This window comes from Sphingobacterium corticibacterium (assembly GCF_004208525.1).
GTDB classification, from domain to species: Bacteria; Bacteroidota; Bacteroidia; order Sphingobacteriales; family Sphingobacteriaceae; genus Sphingobacterium; species Sphingobacterium corticibacterium.
In genome coordinates, this window is the sequence record NZ_SGIT01000001.1 from 676,400 (window position 1) to 697,594 (window position 21,195).

Sequence of the window (21,195 nt, forward strand, 5' to 3'; positions counted from 1 at the left end):
AGAGATACTTTAATTTAATAAAAAGATCAGCATGACATTTCAAGAGATCATAAATCAAGATAAACCTGTACTAGTCGATTTCTTTGCCGAATGGTGCGGTCCTTGCAAGACGCAAGCGCCAATATTGAAGGAATTGAAGGAACGAGTAGGTGAGAGCGCCTCCATTATAAAGATAGACGTAGACAAAAATCCCCAAGTAGCATCCATGTTGGAAGTACGAGGGGTGCCCACGTTGGTGCTCTTCCGAAAAGGAGAAATACGTTGGAGGCAATCAGGCGTATATCCCGTAAATGAGCTCGAGCGTTTAATTAATGAAAACCTTTAGTATGCTGTTCCACAAATTTTGTATAAGAATCCAATACTTGTCTTAAAAAATTAGCCGTATCTTCATTAGTCAGACGACCGTTGTCATCGAACAATTTTTGTACGTTCGCAAGATAGACCTCGGGTTGTTGCAATGTCGGCATATCCAGAAAAACAAGCGATTGCCGTAAATGGTGATTCGCACCGAAACCACTTAGATTACTAATAGACGAAGAAATGACTAAAGTTGGTTTCCCTTCCCATGCATTTTGACCATAAGGTCGGGAACCAACATCTATTGCATTTTTTAATACGCCCGGTACAGAACGATTATACTCCGGTGTAATGAAAATAACCCCATTTAAAGATTTGATTTTTTCGCGGAAAGGCCCATAAGACGCCGGGCTTTCACCTTCGTCGTAATCTTGATTATACAAAGGGAGATCACCAATTTCGACACGTTCCAATGCGTAGCCTTCTGGCGCATTTTCAATAAGAAAATTTGCAATCTTTTTACTGAAGGAACCTTTTCTTAAAGATCCTACCACTATACCTATTGTTTTTGCTGCCATAATATTTTGAATTATGTGTTATATACCCATAACAAATACGCAAAGCAGTTGGTTTTGAAAACTTGCTTTTACTTAACCTCGATAATGGTGCCTTCTCCCTGTAATGGTTCTTCAGTTGGTGGTTGGTTCGAAGGAGGAACGTCGTCATCTTTTTGTTTTTCCACCGTGATCTTACATTCGGTAAGAAGCGCTGCTAGAGCACCTATAGCAGCGAATATCGGGGCAAATACGACGCCCACTACACCAATTGTAACAGGAAAGCTCATGATTTCCTTTCCAGATTTATCAGAGATACTAATTTTCGTTACGTTGCCCTCGGCAATAATCTCCTTGATTTTCTTTAACAGGTTTTCACCGTTGACGATAAATGTTTCTTTGAATGACATAATGTGTTTTTTTTTAGATGTTTATATAATGAATAACAGTTTTTGGTGTCGCTTTGTTTACGGTATGCGAAGCTTCTCTAACATCTGCACCCGAATATCTGTTTGATGTCGAAGTAACTTGTCGTAGTCCGAATCAGTGTCGGTTAATTTCATGACCAGTACGAACAATTCAATGGCAAGAAAAAAGAATAAGAAAAGCAAATAAACAAATAACCCGATCGAGGAAGAAGTTACTACATTGTGTAGTAGTGTCAGTTCATCCAAAAAACCAGTCGAGGCGTTTAACTCCTGTTCCTTTCGTTCTTTAATAGACATGATGGAAGCTGCAAGTGCAAACTTTTTGTTTTGTAGCGTTTCGATCTGTTTGTGCAACTGTTCCATCTCTAGTTTTTTAGGATTCTCCATAACGGATTTATTCGTCGATTGCGTACTGTTCACTTCCTTACCTTCACGATCCCTGGTAACACTGCGATTCGTATAAGACGTTATAATAACCGGATTCTTCTTAAGATCTTCGCTTACAGTTTCGTATCTTGAATTGGCGGTCGCAATCATCGTATCCAAGTCTTGAATTTGTTTCTGTATATCATCTTCTGATTGTTTGACTGCAATTTTTACTCGCTCATCCATTACCTGTGCTTTACGCAAATCGATATCGTCTTTGAAAGTGATCTGATCCATGATGAAGGCACCCAATATGGACATCACCAAGGCAAGCAGTATACGGAATAGGCTAGACCACGTACTTACGCGTGTAGACAGAATAATAATGCGTTCGATCTGAATAACGACGAAACTCATTAATACGCCCCCGAAAACACCGCCCCAACCTGATAAATGCAGGTAGCGTGTAGCGAAGCTATAGCCGATAAAGAACCAGACCAAAATGATAAGTAACATGGCAGACGTGTATTTTTTTACATTTTTCCGCGATTGCTCACTAGAGTTTTTGACGAGATTATAATTGAAACCTGTTAGGAAACAACCGAATTTTAACCACCACTCCTTCATACGCTTAAAATTTCTTCGTTAATAAATAAGCTTGGGTAATAGAAGCCATCCCTTTCATAAAGCCTCGTTTGTAGGAAAGGATAGCACGTTCGCATAAACCTGTACCTGTCTGCAATGCTTGTTCGAATGTCTTGACTTTTTCGATGTGATCCCCTAAATCCGTTTGTTTGATTCTCAGTTCATCCACCAGATCCACTAATCCAGCCCGTTCGCGGGAGTGAATGTGAAATTCAATATCTTTCATGAGCGAATCATGGTAGGTTTTAACCTGATGGACCAGAATCTCGAGGTCATATTTTATCAGTTTAATATTGTCATTTCGATAACCCTCGTCGGGGCTAGTCAGTGCATCGTTATATCCCCGTGTTTCAAAATCCTGCTGCAGATAATTATAAATGAGAAAAATACCTTGCCCATCGTGTACGGATGCGCCATTAAGTTGAGATTTGCTGTCCACAGATGCTGGCGACGCGTTAACGGGAACGGATGGCGTTTCCGTTACATGCTGCGTATCTTTGTTCTTTTTAAAAATTGTAAACCATCCCATTTGTTTTGTGTTATGTTACAACAAAATAAGGAGGAAAGGGAAAAAGATGGGAAGAGATTTAGGTAAGTAAGTCGAAAAAATAGGTGAAAGCTATCAATTAGTCGGTAAAAGGGTGGGGCACTATCTGCCCCATTCATATTTTATACCCAAACTATACCATCGTCCAGGCATCGGAATAGCACTTGTTTCGATATAGGTAACATCAAAGATGTTTTGTGCATCTGCATACACCGAAAGAAACGGAAAGCTGTATCCAATTCGTAAATCCGTTAAGAAATAGGATTTATCTGATATGCGCTGATGGAAGCGATTAGCTATAGAAGCATTCCAAATCCTATTGTTTGCCATGAGGAGTAGTTTTCCCTGGTGTTTCAGATTTTCCAGACTGTATTTAGAAGTAACCCCCTCTGTTTGCTCTAGGGAGGAATCGAGGTAATTGTATCCTAGATTCACCCTATAACGGATATTGTTTACTTGAAAAGTATATAGAAAATTAGTATTTATCCCGTGTACTTTGTTTTTGCCGATATTAAATGGTTGGTAAGGATCGTTTACATCCGTTTTTATCCAATCGATAAAATCTCGGATGTTCCGATAAAAATATCCTCCATGTGCAATAAAATTTGTGCTTTGGAATTTAATCGCGCCTTCGGTTTGCCAGGCATCTTCCGAAAATAAGTCCGGATTGCCGATGTTTCCCGGACGTTGGTTTAAATAAAGGTCTGTAAACGAGGGGATACGCTGACTTGATCCGGTGTTGAATACGACTTTCCAACTCCGTGTAATGTTATAACCTAGATCTATACCCGGATAAACCTGCCAACCATACTGTGTATTATAGTTTATATATGCACCTGCATTGACCGTCAGGTTTTTTAGCTGTTCGGTTCTAAATTCTGCGTAAGCACCATGGTTGTTTCGGTTGTGAACACCCATATTAGAACTTGCGATACGGTCGAGACGGGATTCCAAACCCAAACCAAAATCTCCGAATGTGGTGTGATATCGACTGTTCAGCTCCATGGAGAACGCATTGGTATAATGCCGTGAACGTGCGGAGGAAAGGTTATGCTTAAAATAACGGTAATCATCTTCGTTATAACGGTTGGTTATGCGCGGGCTAAGATAGAAACGTTCGGAAAGCTGATGTTTGGAGCTTATAGAAGCAAATATCGTTTCTACAATTTCTTCGGATTCTCGATCACCTGGAGCCGCATAAAAGCCATTAGCCCCGAAACGGTTATACATATAGCTGCCTAGCCATTCTACCTCGTTATTACCATCTAACGCTAGATTTCCTTGATAGAAAATTTTATCGTTTTGGGATGCCGTATTGTAGCGTTGTCCGTTGGATTTTTCTTTGTTATAGTAAACCTGATGTTGGTGTTTGTCATTAAACCAACTTGCACCGATTTGCGTACCGGCATGATAATAAATGCCGTCTTTGGCCTCTTCGTCTCTGTTTTTAAACGAACTTCCCGTATATACGTTGGCTTGGATCGAACTTTTGTCTACTGTCTTGGTAATGATGTTGATTGCTCCAGTTAAAGCATTGACACCATAAATGCGTGCCGCTGCACCCCGAAGTACCTCTATTCTTTCGATAGCATCTAAAGGAATAGGCAGATTCAGACTATGATGGGCAGTTTGCGAATCGGAAACCTTTGCTCCATTGACCAATATCAGCGTTTGCTCAAAGCTCCCTCCATCAATACTTACATCTGCCTGTGTACCAAACGGCCCACGTTGTCGTAGGTCCACCCCGTTTAAGAGACCGAGCACCTCGTTCAAATTTTTGACGGGTAGTTGTTTAATTTGCGCTGCATTCAAAATCTCCACATTCCTGTTGTCTTTACTAAATGGAATCTGTAATCGGTTTGCATGAACGGTCACTTCCTGAATGCTGTCTTGTTTTGCTTCTTGCGCATGTCCCCACAACGGCAAAAATGCTACGGCTAATAATATCTGGTGATTATTTATGAATTTCATACGGCAAAAGTATTATCTTTCCGGATTGTTATATGGTTCCAATTTTAATAAGATGAGTAGTCCGGTTTTAGATTTGTTCTCCAGTTTTGTGTTTATTGACCGAACATCGGCACAACCTATATATTTACAGGTTTCCCAACAGATGATTAATGCTATTCAGCGTGGATATTTATTGGTAGGTACAAAATTGCCGGGAACGAGGGCGCTAAGTGAAGTGCTAGGGGTACATCGCAAGACGGTGATTGCAATATACGATGAATTGGAGGCGCAGGGATGGGTGGAGGTGCGACCGAACAAGGGCACGTTTGTCATCAATCAATCTCATCAGGTTAAGATAGACAAACCATACGAAAAATTGGTTTCACTGGCTAAATACCCTGTCTGCACCGGGTTTACATTTCGGCAATCTACCATTCTGGATAATCCCTTTGAATTCTCCAACAACCATTTGGCTTTTAATGACGGACAGCCAGACATACGGCTCACACAAATGCAGAACCTTTCCCGCTGGTATAGTGCGTCAATGAAACGTAAGCACAACTTGAAACGCCTTACGGGCTATAATATGGAAGGAAGTGAATATTTTAGAGAGCAACTGAGCAACTATTTGAATTTTTCGCGAGGCTTGCACATTTCCAAAAATAACTTGCTTATCACCCGGAGTGTAGAAATGAGTTTATATATAATTTCGCAAATCTTGCTTTCGAAAGGTGATCAGGTTTTAGTCGGTGATTTGAGTATGTTTTCGGCCAACATGGTTTTTCAAAAAATGGGAGCGAAAGTGAGTACAATTCCAGTAGATGAAAGCGGTATCGATGTAGATTATATCCGCGCACGTTTTAAGCCGGGCGAGGTACGTTTGGTACATGTCACACCCCATCATCATTATCCGACCACCGTTACGCTGTCTGCCCAAAAAAGAATCGCTTTGTTGCAGTTAGCTCAGGAATACGGTTTCATTATTGTAGAAGACGATTATGATTATGATTTTCAATATGACCAGACCGCAGTGATGCCCTTAGCAAGTGGCGATATCGATGGAATGGTCGTCTATGTAGGATCGTTTGGAAAATCGCTTGCGCCTGCTTTTCGGAAAGGTTTTGTTGTAGCACCTGATAACCTTATTGTTGAAATGCGTAAATATTTAGGTATCATCGACAGACAAGGCGATGTGATTATGGAACAAGCTTTGGGGGAAATGATAGAGGAGGGGGAGATACATCGACATCTCAAAAAATCGATGAAGATATATCGTGAACGTCGGGATCTGTTCTGTGAAATTTTAGAAAAACGCTTTAATGATATAGTCAAGTTCCAAAAGCCGTCCGGCGGTTTAGCATTATGGACAACGTGGGATAAGCGGTTATCCCTATTTAAGTTAGCGAATTTATGTAAAAAAGAGAATCTATTTATTCCAAAGAATTTATTATACCAAAACAATACGATATCCGGTATGCGGATAGGTTTTGGCCATTTAAGTCAACCCGAGATGGAGGAAGCGCTGGAGATACTGCGGAGAGGGATGGTAAAAATAACCTAATGCCATTCCTCCCGTCCGATAATTTCTCCTTGTTGTATGTCCGATGTTCCTTCATTTTGATCGGCTTTGAATTTACCTTTTAAAGAAGGTTGCCCGGCATCTACCCAAGCAGAAAACCAAAAAGATCCCGTACGCTGAATAGATTTTCGCATGCGGTCTTCAACCATACCCTGCATGCGCTGATGGTATGCATTGGCATACGCGTCGGAATAGGTGGAAATAAGTATATTGTTCCGGGTAATATAACTTCGTTGTAGATGTTTGGGAAATGTGTTGGAAAGCTCTTTCTCGAATAATAGTACCGAATCAACTAACGCATTGCTTTCCCGTATAATGGCCCACGCCGAATCGAGTGGACTATCGAGATAGCGAGCTTTTCCGACGAACAGGTTATAATCATCGGCAAACATTTCCGGTAATCTGCTCTCCCAAAATGCATGAATGCCGATTTGTCCGGTTAGCTGCCCATTATAGTTACGTGTTGTATGTAGCGGTACATGTGCATCTGAAACATAGTGACCGAGATCGGCCGAATGACGAATAATGGCGTCTGTGTTTTTTTCCCGAAAAGCTTTCACCAATTTTTGGTAAGTGAAATAGATCTGCCACGGCACGATACCGTTGGCATGTAACTTACGCTCCTGAAATTTTTCCACCGCTTGGCTCCAATGTATGGGGATAGCATCTACATAACCGTCTTCATATTCCTCTACGTCAATAAAATGTCTTGGCGATTCCAAAGAATCTACATAACATCGTTTATCGGCGTCCACCGCCTTTTCTGTAATCACATCAATGTGCTTTTTGTAGAACGCTGCAAGTTGTGTGGGTAGTGTAAATACGGCTGCATGATTAATTTTTTTGTGCGCATAAAATCCCCATGAACAGCATATGACGATAAGGAGCATGCAGAGCAGATAATTAAATTTATTATACATAATTCACTCGTATAGATGGTTTACTTGAAAGGTAATAAATTTATATTAAATATATGTTATTCGTTTACTAATTAGCGGAAATTTAGTACTTTGGGGCTTGTTAAAAGGCTAGAAAGTTATCGTTCTAACTTTAAATATAAATACATGAAGATTCTATACGGAGTGCAAGGAACAGGTAACGGTCATTTATGTAGAGCGTTAGATATTATTCCAATACTGCAGACCTTAGGAGAAGTGGACGTGCTGGTGAGCGGTATCCAAGCGGATATAGAACTTCCATTTCCAGTAAAATATCGTCTACACGGTTTGAGCTTTATTTTCGGAAAATCGGGAGGTGTCGATTTGTGGCGGACTTTCATGAGTTCTACTGTCCGACTATTTATTAAAGAGATTAATACGCTGCCGGTAGAGAATTACGATTTGATCATCAATGATTTTGAACCGATTTCGGCATGGGCTTGTCAAACACGCGATATACCTTGTGTCGGATTGAGCCATCAAATTGCAGCATTGCATCCCGCTAGTCCCAAACCCGAAGAAGCGGATATGCTAGGCAAATTTATCATGAAGAATTATGCGCCCGCCAGTACATCTTACGGATTCCATTTTAAATCCTATAACGATCACATCTATACACCTGTAATCCGGGAATCTGTTCGTCAGCTCGATCCGAAGGATCATGGGCATTATACCGTCTATTTGCCCTCGTATGATGATGCCCATTTGTTGAAAAATCTTTCCAAATTTCCCGATATTCAATGGGATGTGTATTCCAAACATAATAAAAGTAAGTTTACGGTCAAGAATGTGACGATTAATCCCATACAGAGTGATACCTTTGTGAAAAGTATGGCTAATGCGGCCGGGGTGTTGTGCGGAGCAGGATTTGAAACCCCTGCAGAGGCGTTGTTTCTGGAAAAAAAATTGTTGGTGATTCCTATGAAGAATCAATACGAGCAACACTTAAATGCTGCGGCTTTGGAACAAATGGGCGTTCCGGTAATTGGTAGCTTGAAGAAGAAGTTTGATTATGCTATGGAAGCATGGCTGAATAGTAAGAATAAAGTAAAGGTTGATTATCCCAATATGACAAGGGAAATTGTGATGAATATAGTAGAAAAACATAAACAATGAATATAAACAAGATTGGATTTGCCATGATGGCAGTTACATTTACAGGAATATCCGCAACGCAGGCGCAGGTTTTAAAATCAAATACCGATTCCGTATCCTATGCATTGGGTACGGATGTAGGTTCTTCACTTACAAGCAGCGGTGTTAAGATTAATGCTGAAAGTTTCTTACAAGGTGTAAATGACGCTATACAGGGAAAAGAGGAATTGATAGGCGAAGAAGAGGGTATACGTATTATTAAAGCGGCTTTTGCAAAAGCAGCGGAAGAAAAAATCAATGTATTTAAGGAAGAAGAGATCACATTTTTTAATACCCTTAAGGAAAAGCCAGGTGTCCAACATCTTCAAGATGGACTTTATTATGAAGTGATTCAAGAAGGAAGTGGATTGAAGCCGACGGGTGAGGATGAAGTAACTGTACATTATAAAGGTACATTGGCGGATGGAAAAGTTTTTGATAATTCATATGAACGTGGAGAACCGTTGGATATTGATTTAGCCAATGTTATTAAAGGATGGCAGTTGGGCATTCCATTAATGGCAAGTGGGGCGAAATATAGATTATATATCCCCTCTAGCTTAGGTTATGGTGAACGTGGTGCGGGAAGAGATATACCGCCTTATAGCCCATTGATTTTTGACATCGAATTAATTGCTATAAAAGGCCAAGAAGCACCAGCCACGTTGTAGAGGAGTAAAGACGTCGTCAACAATAATGAAAGATGATAGCATTAAAGAAACTAGGACAGTCCGTATTACAAGTTGCACCTATTGGTTTGGGGACGATGTCGCTGAAAGGTGGTGCTACAAAACAAAATACGGAAGTTTTGCGACGTGCTGTCGAATTGGGTGTTAATTATTTTGATACGGCCGATTTGTACGAGCGCGGCATGAACGAGGACATGATCGGCCAAGCACTAACATCGGTACGTGACAAAGTCATTTTGGCAACCAAAGTCGGTAATCAATGGCGTTCTGATGGTAGTACATGGGATTGGAAAGCTACCAAATCTTACATTATCAAGGCGGTAGAGGCTTCGTTAGCACGATTAAACACCGACTATATTGATTTATACCAATTGCACGGTGGCACAATAGAGGATCCGATAGATGAAATCATAGAAGCATTCGAGCAGTTGGTAAAAGAAGGTAAGATTCGTTATTATGGTCTCTCTTCTATACGGCCGAACGTGATTAGAGAATATACCGAAAAGTCAAATATCGTAAGCGTCATGATGCAGTATAATCTACTAGATCGCAGACCAGAAGTTATTTATCCCCTCTTGGAGGAGAAGAATATTTCTGTTATTAGTCGTGGGGTATTGACACAGGGATTGTTAATCGATAAACCAATAAAAGATTATTTGCAATTGACTTCCGGAGAAGTGGGACGTGCAAAACGGAACGTGGAGAAGCTGGCCACTTCGTTAGGTATCAGTAGAACCAAGCTTTTGCTGACGTGGGTTTTGAGCCATTCGGTCGTAGATGTTGCGGTGATAGGCGTGCGTACGTTGGCACAATTGAATGATCTAAAAGACGTTATCGATCAACCACTTGTGTTATCTGAAAACGATCGTGCGGAGTTAGAGCAGGGTATACGTAAACTAGTATATAAAGAGCATTTATAAAAATATAGAGACGCAACATCTTGCGTCTCTATATTTCTCTCTTATTTTAAGAAAGGATAAATTGTACGTCCGCATAAAATTTAACGTCCTCACTGACCATCACACCTCCTGTTTCCAAAGCGGCGTTCCAAGTCAATCCAAACTCTTGACGGTTAATCTTGCCATTTACCGTGTATCCGACTTTTTGGTTGCCCCAAGGGTCTTTTGCTAAACCACCAAATTCGGCAACAAAGCTTGCTGGCTTAGTAACGTCTTTAATGGTTAGATCACCCGTTAATTCAAACTCGTCATCATCTATCTTTTTGATTTCATTTGTTTTAAAGCGAATAGTAGGATAAGCGTCAGCGTTGAAGAAATCAGCACCTCTTAAATGTTCGTCGCGTGACTCACTTTTGGTATTGATAGAAGCAGTTTTAATCGAAATATCTACGTTGGCTTGTGTTAGATCTTCTGCATTTCCATCTACTGTAACATCAAAATCGTGAAAATACCCTTTGACGTTAGAAATCATCATATGTTTTACTTTAAATTCTATTTCGCTATGCGCTTTGTCTAAGCTCCATGTTGCCATAATGTTATTTTATTTTTTAATTTAAACTTTAATTCTCTTGAACATTACAAATGTAGACCAAAAATCAGCACGGTGCATTGATGTATGTTAAGAAAAAGCATGGGTTAGAACAGTGATGTTTGCCCAGAGTCGTCGAGATTAATATCATCAGGATTTGTAATTTCAAAGCTGACGTTATCACGGTCGTTATCTTGTGATATAATCATTTCTTCATTTTTTCCTTCTTCTATTGTCCCCATGTCCGTAAGATCCTGTTTTACATTTTCTTCGGAAGTTTCCTTTTCTGGTTGATCAACGGAAGGAAGCAGGGCGTCTTCTGTTTGCTGCTCTATTTTTTCCGTAAGGTCAATGTCCTCCGTGATCAATTTTACGTTCTTTACCGTATGGAACGAAAGCCTGTTACCTTGTGCCCGCATACCTTTGATATCGATAACCTCGTTTAAGGGTTGTTCTAAGACCTCTGGTGTTTGTGCTTTCCCTTTCAATAGGTTTACACGAACCACTGGTTCTGTGCCGTTTGTCAGGACAATAAGCTTAGAACCGGGGGCTTCGTTAATGAAGGAGAGACGTTTGCCGATGGGTTGATCGTCGAACTTGAAGCGTTTTACATAATATGTTCCCGATTTACCATCTTGATGAACAGCGGTATAGACATGTTCCGATACAAATTTCTCCATCCGCAAAACATGGCCGTCAAAGTGGTTGCTGAGATCAAAGCTGGAGAACTCATAGGAGCCGTCTTTGTATACCAATAGGATCTTGTCGTCACCATCAAATTCACCTAAATAACGACCACGTTCGTCTGCATTCAGACGACGAAGAACATCGTCAAACCAGATTTTACGTCCGGCAAGTGTTGAAATACCAGCATTTTTGAAAGAAACCTTCTTAACTGGATATTTGGAAACGATATTACCTTGGGAAGCTCGACCTTTAATAGCGATTTCAGCAAAATCAATGTCAAAGCTGAGTTTCCGTAATTTTGAATGCGGTTTGAGCTGTATATTCACGATTTCGGCCTCTCCATTTGGATTGGCTGTGAAGTAAAGTACTTTAGAGCCTTTTGTTCCCTTGGAAATATCGTATTCTTTATCCCGTGTGACACCGGTGACGGCAAACCGTTTGACATAACTTGTACCCGAAGTGCCATCTTTATAAATCGCATTGTAAATCGTACGGTCATCACCTTTTTTAAAAACGGCGACGTGAATGATGTCTTTTCCGACAAAAACTTTGTCTTGTACTTTGGTGACGGAATATTTGCCATCAGCGCGAAATACGATGATATCGTCTATGTCGGAACATTCCGATACAAATTCATCTTTACGCATGCCGGTTCCAATAAAACCCTCTACACGGTTTACATACAACTTGGCATTAGCTAACGCCACTTGCGAAGCTTCTACCTTGTCGAAGATCCGGATTTCTGTTTTGCGTTCCCGTCCCTTACTATATTTGCTGCGTAAATGTTCGAACCAGTCGATTGTGAATTCCGTCAGGTTACGTAAATTTCTTTTAACCACCTTGATGTCATCTTCCAATGCCTTCATCTGCTCGTCGGCTTTCTTTACATCGAAGCGCGTGATGCTACTCATCGGTTTATCGATCAGGCGTTTATAATCTTCCGGGGTGATCGCACGATAAAATTGATCGAAAAATGGTTCAAAAAGTTTATCTAACACCTGCACGACGGTATCAAAATCACCTGAATTTTCATAGGCAGGATGTTTATACATGCCTTCTTGTATGAAAATTTTCAGCAACGAACTGAAGAATATTTTTTCCAGCAATTCGTGAAGCTTAATCTCGAGTTCTCTTTTTAAGAGTGCTTTCGTTTGCTTGGTATTTTCAATCAAGATATCGTTCACACTCATAAAGTGCGGTTTGTTATCGATGATAACACAGGTATTGGGAGAAATTGACGTTTCGCAGGCGGTAAAAGCATATAGTGCATCGATGGTCACATCCGGAGAAATACCAGCGGCCAAATGCACGATAATTTCTACATTTTTAGCGGTATTATCTTCAATGCGTTTAATTTTTATTTTGCCTTTTTCGTTGGCCGTAACTACACTATCAATCAAACCGCCTGTCGTTGTCCCGTAAGGAATTTCGGTGATGGCAAGCGTCTTTTTATCCCGTTCTTCAATTTTAGCACGTACGCGGATTTTTCCGCCTCGACGCCCTTCATTATAATTGGAGACGTCAGCAAGTCCTCCTGTCGGAAAATCTGGAAAGAGATGGGGACGCTCGCCTTTTAGTACCTGTATAGCACCATCGATCAACTCGATAAAGTTATGCGGCATTATTTTAGTCGCCAATCCGACGGCAATCCCTTCTGCACCTTGTGCTAAGAGGAGCGGAAATTTTACCGGTAAGGTAACGGGTTCTTTATTTCGTCCGTCGTAACTTAGTTGCCATTCGGTCGTATCGGGGTTGAAGATTACTTCATTAGCGAATTTAGACAACCGACCCTCAATATAACGGGGAGCAGCTGCGGAATCACCTGTTATGGGATCGCCCCAGTTTCCCTGACAGTCGATTAATAGATCTTTTTGACCGAGTTGCACCATGGCATCACCAATAGAAGCATCCCCATGCGGATGGTATTTCATCGTATTACCAATCACATTGGCTGCTTTATTGTAACGTCCATCATCCATTTCCTTTAAGGAATGCAGGATACGCCGTTGTACAGGTTTAAAACCATCGTTGATATGCGGCACAGCACGATCCAGGATAACGTATGAAGCATAATCCAGAAACCAGTTTTCATACAGACCCGATAGGGGTATCGTGGTCGAATTTAACTCGTGTTCGGGATGGTCTGTGTTCTGATCTGGATTTCCGTTCGGAAAATTTGTCTCTTCGCTCATTTAAAATAAAATGCCTTTTATTTTGATACAGTTTGTTTCATTTTGAAAGTAAGTAAAAGTACGAAAAAACGAAGAATCCTAAAAGAAATTCGTGTGATGATTTGATTTAGTCATCATGATAAAGAAAATCTTCCACACATAAATTTGTTTCATCAAGCAGCTGTGCAAAAAAGTCTGCCGACAACGTCAGTTTTTCCCTTGCTATTTTTGTTTCCTTCAGCAGATATACGGCATTGTCAAAGGAGATTATAAATTCTTCCTGCGTTTATTTTGTTTTAGCGTTCATGTATGCAAAATTATCGTCCGGCAACGCCGGTTTTCAGCCTGTTATTTTTGTGACATGGAGCGGGTACGCGGGATTGTCGGACGACAAAACAAAATCTTCTTTCCATGATTTTGTTTCGTTAGACGAATATCTAGAAATGTCGTCCGACAATCCGAAATTTCCGTTCACTTTTTTTGTTTTGTCAGATGACTTTTTGTTTTTGTTAGACGGTTTTTTTGAAAACTTGTCCGTTTTTTATTTTCTGAGCGGTGTTCTTGCAAAACGGTAAAAAGTGTATTTAAATGCTTTTCAAGGTTGTTTTTTAATGGGGAAGCATGTTTTAGATAGCCCTTTCATGGGGCAAAATCCTGCCAAAAAGATTTTTGGGGTAACCCTCATTTTGGCAGGATTTTATCCTATGCATATCAGAAAAAATGTGCATGGACCTTGACGTAATGTTAACGCAACGAAAAACCCGCTTCTTTCACATCGCTGGAACTCGTTCCGATAAATAGCTTGAAATCGCCCGGTTCGGCCACAAACTCTAGCTCGTTGTTGTAAAACTTCAGATCATCGACCGTAATCTCAAAGCGGATATCACGACTTTCCCCTTTTTTCAGAAAAACCTTCTGAAAGCCTTTAAGCTCCTTCACCGGACGCGTAACTGAACCCACCAGGTCGCGGATATACAGCTGAACAACTTCTTCGCCATCATAATTACCCGTATTGCTCAGGGTAATCGTAGCGGTGAGTTTGTCATCGGCACCCATCGTGTTTTTATCCAATTGGATATCGCTGTAGTTGAATGTGGTGTAACTTAAACCATAACCAAAAGGATAGAGGGATTCGTTCGTGACATCGAGATAGTTCGAACGAAATTTTTCAAACCATGCGCCATCAGCCAAGGGGCGTCCGGTGTTTTTAGCACTGTAATACAAAGGGATTTGTCCTACGTTCTGTGGAAAAGTAGCCGGAAGTTTCCCGGAAGGATTCACATCGCCAAAGAGCACATCGGCTACTGCTTTGCCCGTTTCTGTGCCACCAAACCAAACATTTAATATGGCAGGAACATGTTCGTTCTCCCAGGTTAACGTCAACGGTCTGCCTGTAAATAATACTAATACAACAGGTTTGCCGGTTTTCAGTAATGCCTCCAATAGTCTTTTCTGTGTGTCTGGAATACCCAGTTCCGTACGACTGGAGCTTTCCCCACTCATTTCAGAGGACTCTCCTAAAGCCGCTACAATAACATCGGCCGATGCTGCTACCTGCAACGCTTCTGCGATGATTTCATCTTCTGGTCGTCCATCCCGTGGTATCGTGCGACCAAACATCGTCGCCCGTTCTTGATACGCCGCATCCGATAGGAGATTGGCTCCCAAATGTTGTACGATGTTAACCTTGTCGCCCAAAGCGGCTTGCATTCCCTCCAATAGACTAGGAGTGTTTTCGAGATCCGCACTTACACTCCACGTACCGGGCATATTCGCTCGGGTGTTTGATAATGGGCCGATAAGTGCAACCGTACCCTCTTTTTTCAAGGGTAGGGTATTGTTTTCGTTCTTAAGAAGCACAAAAGATTTACCGGCGATTTCACGCGCTTTCGCTAAATGGGCTGTCGTAAGGATATTGTTCTTTGCCCGTTCCTCATCGCAGTAGCGGAAAGGATCTTCAAAAAGCCCCAATTTATATTTCGCTTCTAATATGAGTCTACAGGCTTCATCAATTTCAGCTTGTGCCACTTTGCCTTCATCCAACGATTTTTTTAGGGTTGTCAGATAACCTTCGCCGACCATATCCATGTGTACGCCCGCCTTCAACGCTAGTGCGGATACCGCTTGTAGATCACCTAAGCCGTGATCAATGAGTTCGTTAATTGCGGTATAGTCGGTAACGACCATCCCTTTGAATCCCCATTGGTTGCGTAAAACATCCGTCATCAGCCATCTATTTGCAGTAGCAGGTACACCATTGATATCGTTAAACGATGTCATCACCGTTCCGGCACCGGCATCGATGGCGGCTTTGTAGGGCGGGAAGTATTCGTTATACATCCGGTGCAGACTCATATCGGTTGTATGGTAATCTCTTCCAGCTTCGGCGGCTCCATAAAGCGCAAAGTGTTTCACACAGGCCATCAAGGTATAGTTTGTAGCGAGATCTTCACCTTGGTACCCCTTAACCATTTCTGTTGCTATGCGCGAGCTAAGGTAGGTGTCTTCACCACTTCCTTCGGATATCCGACCCCAACGCGGATCCCGGGAAATATCGACCATCGGGGAGAATGTCCAGTTCAAACCATCTGCACTGGCTTCTACCGCGGCGATACGTGCCGATTCACGAATAAGTCCCATATCCCAGGTAGCGGCTAAACCGAGGGGGATAGGAAACATCGTTTTATACCCATGGATAACGTCCATGCCGAAAATAATCGGAATGCCTAAACGCGATTGTGTAACCGCTAATTCTTGTGCAGCTCTGATTTTAGCAGGAGAAGACATGCTGAAGATTCCGCCGATTTCGCCTGCCTTTATTTTGGCTTCTACACCGGTAGATACAACCGAGCCCGTCACGGCTTCGCCTCCGGTAACGAGATTTAGCTGCCCAATTTTTTCTTCCACGGTCATCTTGCCCATGAGATCTGCAATAAATTTATCCATTTTGGTGTCGGTTTGGGCGTTTGCGTCCAACCACGCTATGGTGGCGATACCGAGCATCCATATTGTTAATCTTTTCATGATCGTTATCCTTATTTTATGGAGTTATCTATTTTATTCTATTTTGGTAATGGTGGACAATTCGGAAACACCATTCTCATTAAACGCCTCTATGGCGAAATAATAGGTTTGATCGGTGTTCAAGGACTTTAATAAGAGTTCATTGTCTTCATAAACCATCCACGAGCTATACAACTTATCCGGAGCAATGCCCCAACGTACATTATAACCTTGTGCATTGGTTTGCTTCGACCAGCTTAAAGCGATATCGCGCCTGTCACTATACCTATCTAAACGAAAGTTTTTAACGGGAGCAGGTTTTTTCCCGTTTCCTATTCCGAAGATTCGGATCTCGGACATCGCTAGGTGAGGAGTAGGTACCTCGATATTCTTATATCGGATATAACGTGTTGATACTGCGGATTCCAACTCGATATAGTCGTTGGGTGTATCCTTAAAACTTTTGCTTTTATCAACAATTGTAAACCAGTTTTCGCCATCACCAGAACCTTCCAATGTATAGCGATGTCTTAATCCTTCGATGCGTCCATACATATCCGACTGATAATCGGCATAATTGATTTGGATAGCATATATATCAGCTTGTTTTTCCAGATCGATAACGACCCATTGGCGGGCATCATTGTTTTCGGCCAGCCAAGACGTTTTGGCAATCTCATCAGTCAATGCCGATGCATCGTATCCCTCTTGGATCGATGATACATGGACGGGTTTGTTGTAAGAGAGTAACATCCATCCTCTAAACTGACCTCCTTTATTCGGTACGGAAGGCGCATAACGTGGATAATCTCCGAAGTAGGTGTCCGTATACATGATTCCGTCCTCATCGAAAAAAGTAGGAAACATACAAAGTCGTCTTTCCCAGGTCATGTTCACCGAATAATCCATCGTTGCAAAATGCCAATAATGACCACCGGGACCGACAACCGTACTACCATGTCCCGCACCGTTCATATAGCCACCCGGCTTATACGAAATCGGGTTGTGCGCCTGATAGGTATAAGGCCCAAGTGGCTGGTCCGCTATGTAAACACCATCGCCATATACGTTAAATTGGGTGCCGGGAGCAGCATATTGCATATAATATTTGTTGTTGTGCTTGGTAAGCCAGGGCCCTTCAATATAACCGCCCAGCACGGTGTCAGCATGGTTTTCTCCAAAGCGTTCCCAACCATGTTTGTCGGGCGCTAAGTTGAAAAGCTCGACGATAACCGAATCGGCAATGAACCGCTTGTTTTTATCCAATTTACGTCCGCGGATAGGAAATTTGTTGGATGAACCCCAGAACATATAAGCCTGTCCGTCATCATCGATAAATAGATCTGGATCTTGCAAGTTGTTAATGATGGAGGGAGTGGCTTTCCAATCGCCTTTTTTTGGATCGTCGGTATATAGGACACTCATGTGGCCAGATGGATCACCCGTAACATATAATATGGAATCCCTGTAGTTGTGTGCGGCTGGTGCGTTCGATCCCTCGAAATACCACTTGTCGGGCGTGATGAAATTCCAGTTTTGTAGGTCGGTAGAATGCCAGTACCCCATGGATCGGGTAACGAACATATAATATTCACCGCGGAATTCAACAACCGCCGGGTCGGCTCCGGATCGATAGGATATATCGCGATGTGCATTATAGATCATGTAGGTGTAATCCACGTTCAGTGGATTGCAGTAGGTGTCGGCGCGCATGTTTTGGCTATGTCCTTCGGTAGCAAACAGGACAAAAAGTAAGGCGAGCCAGATCTTATCGATATTCTTTGTCAACTTCATATTTATCTTGTAACATTAGCAATTCCCGCTGTAGTTTTTGTGTTAATTTTGCTGTTCCTTTTTTACCGTATATATTTTTGATCTCGGAGGGATCTTTTTGGAGATCATAAAGCTCCGAAAGATTCTCCTTTGGAAAATGCATCAATTTGTATCGTTCCATTTTTACCCCGTAATGTGCACGGACACTATGGAAGCCTGGATATTCATAGTAATGATAGTAAAGTGATTTTCGCCAGTCTTTTGGTGTTTTTCCATGTTGTACGAGTGCTTTGAAAGATTTCCCTTGCATTTCATCTGGTACGGCAATCTGACATAAATCCAATAGGGTGGGGGCAAAATCTATATTCTGTGTTAAACCATCTATTTTGATGCCTGACTCAATATGTTTAGGGTAGGACATGAGCAAAGGCATACCAAAGGATTCTTCGTACATAAAGCGTTTGTCGAACCATCCATGTTCGCCAAGGTAAAAGCCTTGGTCTGATGTATAGATAACAATGGTGTTTTTGTCCAATCCATTAGCTTTTAGATAGTCCAAAATCGCACCAACACTTTCATCTACCGATTTGACCGTAGCCAGGTAATCCTGCATATAGCGCTGGAACTTCCAGAGCGCTTTTTCTTTTTCCGTACGTTCCGTAATATGGAAATCGTTGTTCCGATCTCTGTAAGCCGTAAAGAAACGTTTCTGTTCTGCAGCTGTCATGGTATTCAAGAAAGCATGGGGCCAAGGATCGTACAGTAAGGTATCTGAATCGATACCGGTTACCATCTTCAGATCATGGCCTTCGTACATGTCCCGATAGATATTCATCTCTTGTTGCGCAGCTGCATATCGTCCTTCGTAATCATCGAAATATGTCTCGGGCACCGGAAAGGTGGTGTTTTCATAAAGCTTGTAGTGCCGTTCAGCAGGCACCCAGTTGCGATGCGGGGCTTTATGGTGCATCATGAGGAAAAACGGTTTGTTTTTATCACGATGTTCCAACCAATCTTTGGTCAGGTTGGTAATCAGATCGGTAACATAACCCATACGACGAACGGTATCCTGTTCCGTAATGAAATAGGGGTTGTAATAATCCCCTTGATCATTTAAAATTTCCCAATGATCGAAGCCCGTTGGTTTTGAAATGAGGTGCCATTTACCGATAATAGCTGTTTCATAACCGTTTTGCTGTAGTATTTTGGGGAGCGTCTGTTGGGTACCGTCAAAACCTCTATTTCCATTTTGCATAAATCCATTCTTATGACTGTGTTTACCCGTCAGTATTGCTGCTCGGCTAGGGCCACAAATGGAATTGCTGCAATAATTATTTAAGAATAGCGCTCCCTCATTGGCGATACGGTCGATATGTGGTGTCGGTGCTTTTTGAGAAATAGGATGTCCGTACGCGCTGATGGCCTGTTCTGCATGGTCATCACTCATGATAAATATGACGTTAGGACGCTGTGTGTCTGTCTGGCCGTAAGAACTCAAAGATACCATCCATATGGCGCCGAAAAAAAGAGCATATTTTAAGTTGTTTTTGAACATACGATTATTACTTTATCGTGCTGAAAAACCTAGTTTCTTTAAGCCTTCTTGTACATCTGGTGCACCCATAAAGAGATTCCAGATGAACCCATCTTTATAATTCTGAATCATCACGACCATCGGTCCCTGGTCAATGGCAAGATAACGTTGTGGATACCAATTCTCCGATTCGCTATAGGCGTCGTAAAAACCGTATTTACCCCATACGTCATCACCAATGCTATCTTTTAAATAGCGCATAAAGCTGATGCTTTCTTTGGGTGTATAGGGGATGGATGAAATGGCCGCCGTAGGCGATACCACGCCGGTAGGATCGTTGTCCGGATGGTGGGCATTATAACCATTTGTTGAATAACTTGCCGTCCATCCCCAACCTTTATCCGCTCCGTATCCCTTAAATTGTTTTGGGTTATCTTCTGCGTAGGCAATATGAATCTTCGCGTGGTTGGTCACCACGTCTTGGTAGTTTGCATATTGATCAGATAGCCCATTTGGATTTAAGCCTAAAAAGGAATAATGCGACCAAAATAATGGTCCGACTTCACCGTCTTTTGCGTTGTGTTTAACAATGGTTGGTATGTCGTATTTTGTAATCGACGTACGAATAGCGCCATCACGCGCCCAACCTTTGTGATAAGTGGCGGCTGGAATAGCATGTGTAGGGGAGGACGCTCCTAAAATGTAAGCAATCATACATTCATCGAATCCTTGAATAGCATGATTCATGCCCCAACCATGTTTCGGGCTCCAGTGCCAATAAAGCACATCTTTTCCATTTCTATAGAAATCCCAGTTAATACCTTTCCATAGTTCGTCGGCTTTGGCCGCTATCGTTTTCTCTGCTTCGTTACCGCCTTTATAATATTCGCGGATGGTAATCAGTGCCTGTGCCATAAAAGCAGTTTCGACAATATCGCCACCATCATCATTTTTGCTGAAAGCTTTTGGTTTGCCCGTGTCACCGAAATACCAATGCGACCAAGCGCCTTGGAAACGTTCGACCTTATCGAGAAAGTTCAGTGCTTTTTCAAACCGCGCCAGTCCTTCTTCTTTGGTAATAAATTCATTATGTATCCCTACCAAGATAGACATTAAACCAAAACCGCTTCCACCGATAGTAATAACGTTTTCATCGTTTTGGGGATATTCACCATCTATGTGAATCCGTTCTCTGGCCAATCCGGAATTGGGCTCCGCACCATCCCAAAAATACTGAAAGGTTTGTTGTTGGACGAGATCTATAAGTGCCTCGTCTGTTAATGTATCGTGAACAGCCTGTTGTTTGTTGTTTGTGCCACCGTTAGGATTCTGGCAAGCACTTAATGTGAGTACAACGCTCAAAGTAGCTAGGGAAAAAACTTTTCTTATCATCATGTACTTATTTATTATTT

The 21,195-nt window shown here is 41.8% G+C and carries 18 protein-coding genes; 6 read left to right on the forward strand and 12 right to left on the reverse strand.

Features of this window, described 5'->3' with window-relative positions; genetic code table 11:
• The first annotated feature begins 31 nt into the window (after positions 1-31).
• On the forward strand, positions 32-325 hold the full coding sequence (gene trxA, locus EWE74_RS02750; protein WP_130140001.1) for a thioredoxin: 294 nt from the start codon (positions 32-34) through the stop codon (positions 323-325).
• Here the strand turns inward: trxA and EWE74_RS02755 are convergent.
• From EWE74_RS02755 to EWE74_RS02775, 5 genes are all read right to left on the reverse strand, one after another.
• Positions 309-875, reverse strand: coding sequence for an NADPH-dependent FMN reductase (locus tag EWE74_RS02755; protein WP_130140002.1), 567 nt, complete (start codon positions 873-875; stop codon positions 309-311). The genes trxA and EWE74_RS02755 overlap by 17 nt on opposite strands.
• 68 nt (positions 876-943) lie before the next feature.
• Positions 944-1,261 (reverse strand): DUF4342 domain-containing protein, encoded by a 318-nt coding sequence (locus EWE74_RS02760; protein ID WP_130140003.1) that lies wholly within the window; start codon positions 1,259-1,261, stop codon positions 944-946.
• A 57-nt stretch (positions 1,262-1,318) separates the two neighbouring features.
• Positions 1,319-2,272, reverse strand: coding sequence for a DUF4407 domain-containing protein (locus EWE74_RS02765; protein ID WP_130140004.1), 954 nt, complete (start codon positions 2,270-2,272; stop codon positions 1,319-1,321).
• A gap of 4 nt (positions 2,273-2,276) precedes the next feature.
• A complete protein-coding gene (locus tag EWE74_RS02770) occupies positions 2,277-2,819 on the reverse strand; it encodes a hypothetical protein (protein WP_130140005.1) in 543 nt (180 codons plus the stop codon).
• Between the two features lie 120 nt (positions 2,820-2,939).
• On the reverse strand, positions 2,940-4,808 hold the full coding sequence (locus EWE74_RS02775; RefSeq protein WP_130140006.1) for a TonB-dependent receptor plug domain-containing protein: 1,869 nt from the start codon (positions 4,806-4,808) through the stop codon (positions 2,940-2,942).
• Between EWE74_RS02775 and EWE74_RS02780 the strand changes: the two genes are divergently transcribed.
• Positions 4,798-6,348, forward strand: a complete 1,551-nt coding sequence (locus tag EWE74_RS02780) for an aminotransferase-like domain-containing protein (RefSeq protein WP_239018533.1) — start codon at positions 4,798-4,800, stop codon at positions 6,346-6,348. The genes EWE74_RS02775 and EWE74_RS02780 overlap by 11 nt on opposite strands.
• Here EWE74_RS02780 and EWE74_RS02785 read toward each other — a convergent pair.
• A complete protein-coding gene (locus tag EWE74_RS02785; RefSeq protein ID WP_206365122.1) occupies positions 6,345-7,286 on the reverse strand; it encodes a zinc dependent phospholipase C family protein in 942 nt (313 codons plus the stop codon). The two genes, EWE74_RS02780 and EWE74_RS02785, sit on opposite strands and share 4 nt — an antisense overlap.
• 144 nt (positions 7,287-7,430) lie before the next feature.
• Between EWE74_RS02785 and EWE74_RS02790 the strand changes: the two genes are divergently transcribed.
• From EWE74_RS02790 to EWE74_RS02800, 3 genes are read left to right on the forward strand one after another with little or no spacing between them, the layout of a single operon-like run.
• A complete protein-coding gene (locus EWE74_RS02790) occupies positions 7,431-8,420 on the forward strand; it encodes a glycosyltransferase family protein (RefSeq protein WP_130140007.1) in 990 nt (329 codons plus the stop codon).
• On the forward strand, positions 8,417-9,109 hold the full coding sequence (locus tag EWE74_RS02795) for an FKBP-type peptidyl-prolyl cis-trans isomerase (RefSeq protein ID WP_130140008.1): 693 nt from the start codon (positions 8,417-8,419) through the stop codon (positions 9,107-9,109). The genes EWE74_RS02790 and EWE74_RS02795 overlap by 4 nt, the downstream gene beginning before the upstream one ends.
• Before the next feature lie 32 nt (positions 9,110-9,141).
• Entirely contained in the window at positions 9,142-10,047 is a 906-nt protein-coding gene (locus EWE74_RS02800; RefSeq protein ID WP_239018534.1) for an aldo/keto reductase, read from the forward strand.
• Positions 10,048-10,093: 46 nt separating this feature from the next.
• On the opposite strand, the gene EWE74_RS02805 is transcribed toward EWE74_RS02800, so the two are convergent.
• Both EWE74_RS02805 and EWE74_RS02810 read right to left on the reverse strand, forming a co-directional pair.
• Complete coding sequence (locus EWE74_RS02805) at positions 10,094-10,618, reverse strand: YceI family protein (RefSeq protein WP_130140009.1); 525 nt, start codon at positions 10,616-10,618, stop codon at positions 10,094-10,096.
• Between the two features lie 104 nt (positions 10,619-10,722).
• Entirely contained in the window at positions 10,723-13,494 is a 2,772-nt protein-coding gene (locus tag EWE74_RS02810; protein ID WP_130140010.1) for a DNA gyrase/topoisomerase IV subunit A, read from the reverse strand.
• Between the two features lie 284 nt (positions 13,495-13,778).
• Between EWE74_RS02810 and EWE74_RS02815 the strand changes: the two genes are divergently transcribed.
• Positions 13,779-14,048, forward strand: a complete 270-nt coding sequence (locus EWE74_RS02815; protein WP_130140011.1) for a hypothetical protein — start codon at positions 13,779-13,781, stop codon at positions 14,046-14,048.
• Positions 14,049-14,217: 169 nt separating this feature from the next.
• Here EWE74_RS02815 and bglX read toward each other — a convergent pair whose 3' ends face one another.
• Genes bglX through EWE74_RS02835 form a run of 4 tightly spaced genes read right to left on the reverse strand, consistent with a single transcriptional unit; the run spans position 14,218 to position 21,178 of the window.
• Positions 14,218-16,497 (reverse strand): beta-glucosidase BglX, encoded by a 2,280-nt coding sequence (gene bglX / locus EWE74_RS02820; protein ID WP_130140012.1) that lies wholly within the window; start codon positions 16,495-16,497, stop codon positions 14,218-14,220.
• Between the two features lie 33 nt (positions 16,498-16,530).
• The gene (locus EWE74_RS02825; protein ID WP_130140013.1) at positions 16,531-18,270 is read right to left on the reverse strand and encodes a family 43 glycosylhydrolase; all 1,740 of its coding nucleotides are present in this window, start codon (positions 18,268-18,270) and stop codon (positions 16,531-16,533) included.
• Entirely contained in the window at positions 18,245-19,804 is a 1,560-nt protein-coding gene (locus EWE74_RS02830) for a sulfatase family protein (protein ID WP_130140014.1), read from the reverse strand. Before EWE74_RS02830 ends, EWE74_RS02825 begins: the two co-directional genes overlap by 26 nt.
• A gap of 12 nt (positions 19,805-19,816) precedes the next feature.
• Positions 19,817-21,178 (reverse strand): glucoamylase family protein, encoded by a 1,362-nt coding sequence (locus EWE74_RS02835; protein ID WP_239018535.1) that lies wholly within the window; start codon positions 21,176-21,178, stop codon positions 19,817-19,819.
• Between the last annotated feature and the right edge of the window lie 17 nt (positions 21,179-21,195).

Coding starts and splice junctions, on each gene's coding strand:
- trxA (WP_130140001.1), top strand. CDS start 32: ATGACATTTCAAGAGATCATAAATCAAGATAAACCTGTACTAGTCGAT.
- EWE74_RS02755 (WP_130140002.1), bottom strand. CDS start 875: ATGGCAGCAAAAACAATAGGTATAGTGGTAGGATCTTTAAGAAAAGGT.
- EWE74_RS02760 (WP_130140003.1), bottom strand. CDS start 1,261: ATGTCATTCAAAGAAACATTTATCGTCAACGGTGAAAACCTGTTAAAG.
- EWE74_RS02765 (WP_130140004.1), bottom strand. CDS start 2,272: ATGAAGGAGTGGTGGTTAAAATTCGGTTGTTTCCTAACAGGTTTCAAT.
- EWE74_RS02770 (WP_130140005.1), bottom strand. CDS start 2,819: ATGGGATGGTTTACAATTTTTAAAAAGAACAAAGATACGCAGCATGTA.
- EWE74_RS02780 (WP_239018533.1), top strand. CDS start 4,798: ATGAATTTCATACGGCAAAAGTATTATCTTTCCGGATTGTTATATGGT.
- EWE74_RS02775 (WP_130140006.1), bottom strand. CDS start 4,808: ATGAAATTCATAAATAATCACCAGATATTATTAGCCGTAGCATTTTTG.
- EWE74_RS02785 (WP_206365122.1), bottom strand. CDS start 7,286: ATGTATAATAAATTTAATTATCTGCTCTGCATGCTCCTTATCGTCATA.
- EWE74_RS02790 (WP_130140007.1), top strand. CDS start 7,431: ATGAAGATTCTATACGGAGTGCAAGGAACAGGTAACGGTCATTTATGT.
- EWE74_RS02795 (WP_130140008.1), top strand. CDS start 8,417: ATGAATATAAACAAGATTGGATTTGCCATGATGGCAGTTACATTTACA.
- EWE74_RS02800 (WP_239018534.1), top strand. CDS start 9,142: ATGATAGCATTAAAGAAACTAGGACAGTCCGTATTACAAGTTGCACCT.
- EWE74_RS02805 (WP_130140009.1), bottom strand. CDS start 10,618: ATGGCAACATGGAGCTTAGACAAAGCGCATAGCGAAATAGAATTTAAA.
- EWE74_RS02810 (WP_130140010.1), bottom strand. CDS start 13,494: ATGAGCGAAGAGACAAATTTTCCGAACGGAAATCCAGATCAGAACACA.
- EWE74_RS02815 (WP_130140011.1), top strand. CDS start 13,779: ATGTATGCAAAATTATCGTCCGGCAACGCCGGTTTTCAGCCTGTTATT.
- bglX (WP_130140012.1), bottom strand. CDS start 16,497: ATGAAAAGATTAACAATATGGATGCTCGGTATCGCCACCATAGCGTGG.
- EWE74_RS02825 (WP_130140013.1), bottom strand. CDS start 18,270: ATGAAGTTGACAAAGAATATCGATAAGATCTGGCTCGCCTTACTTTTT.
- EWE74_RS02830 (WP_130140014.1), bottom strand. CDS start 19,804: ATGTTCAAAAACAACTTAAAATATGCTCTTTTTTTCGGCGCCATATGG.
- EWE74_RS02835 (WP_239018535.1), bottom strand. CDS start 21,178: ATGATGATAAGAAAAGTTTTTTCCCTAGCTACTTTGAGCGTTGTACTC.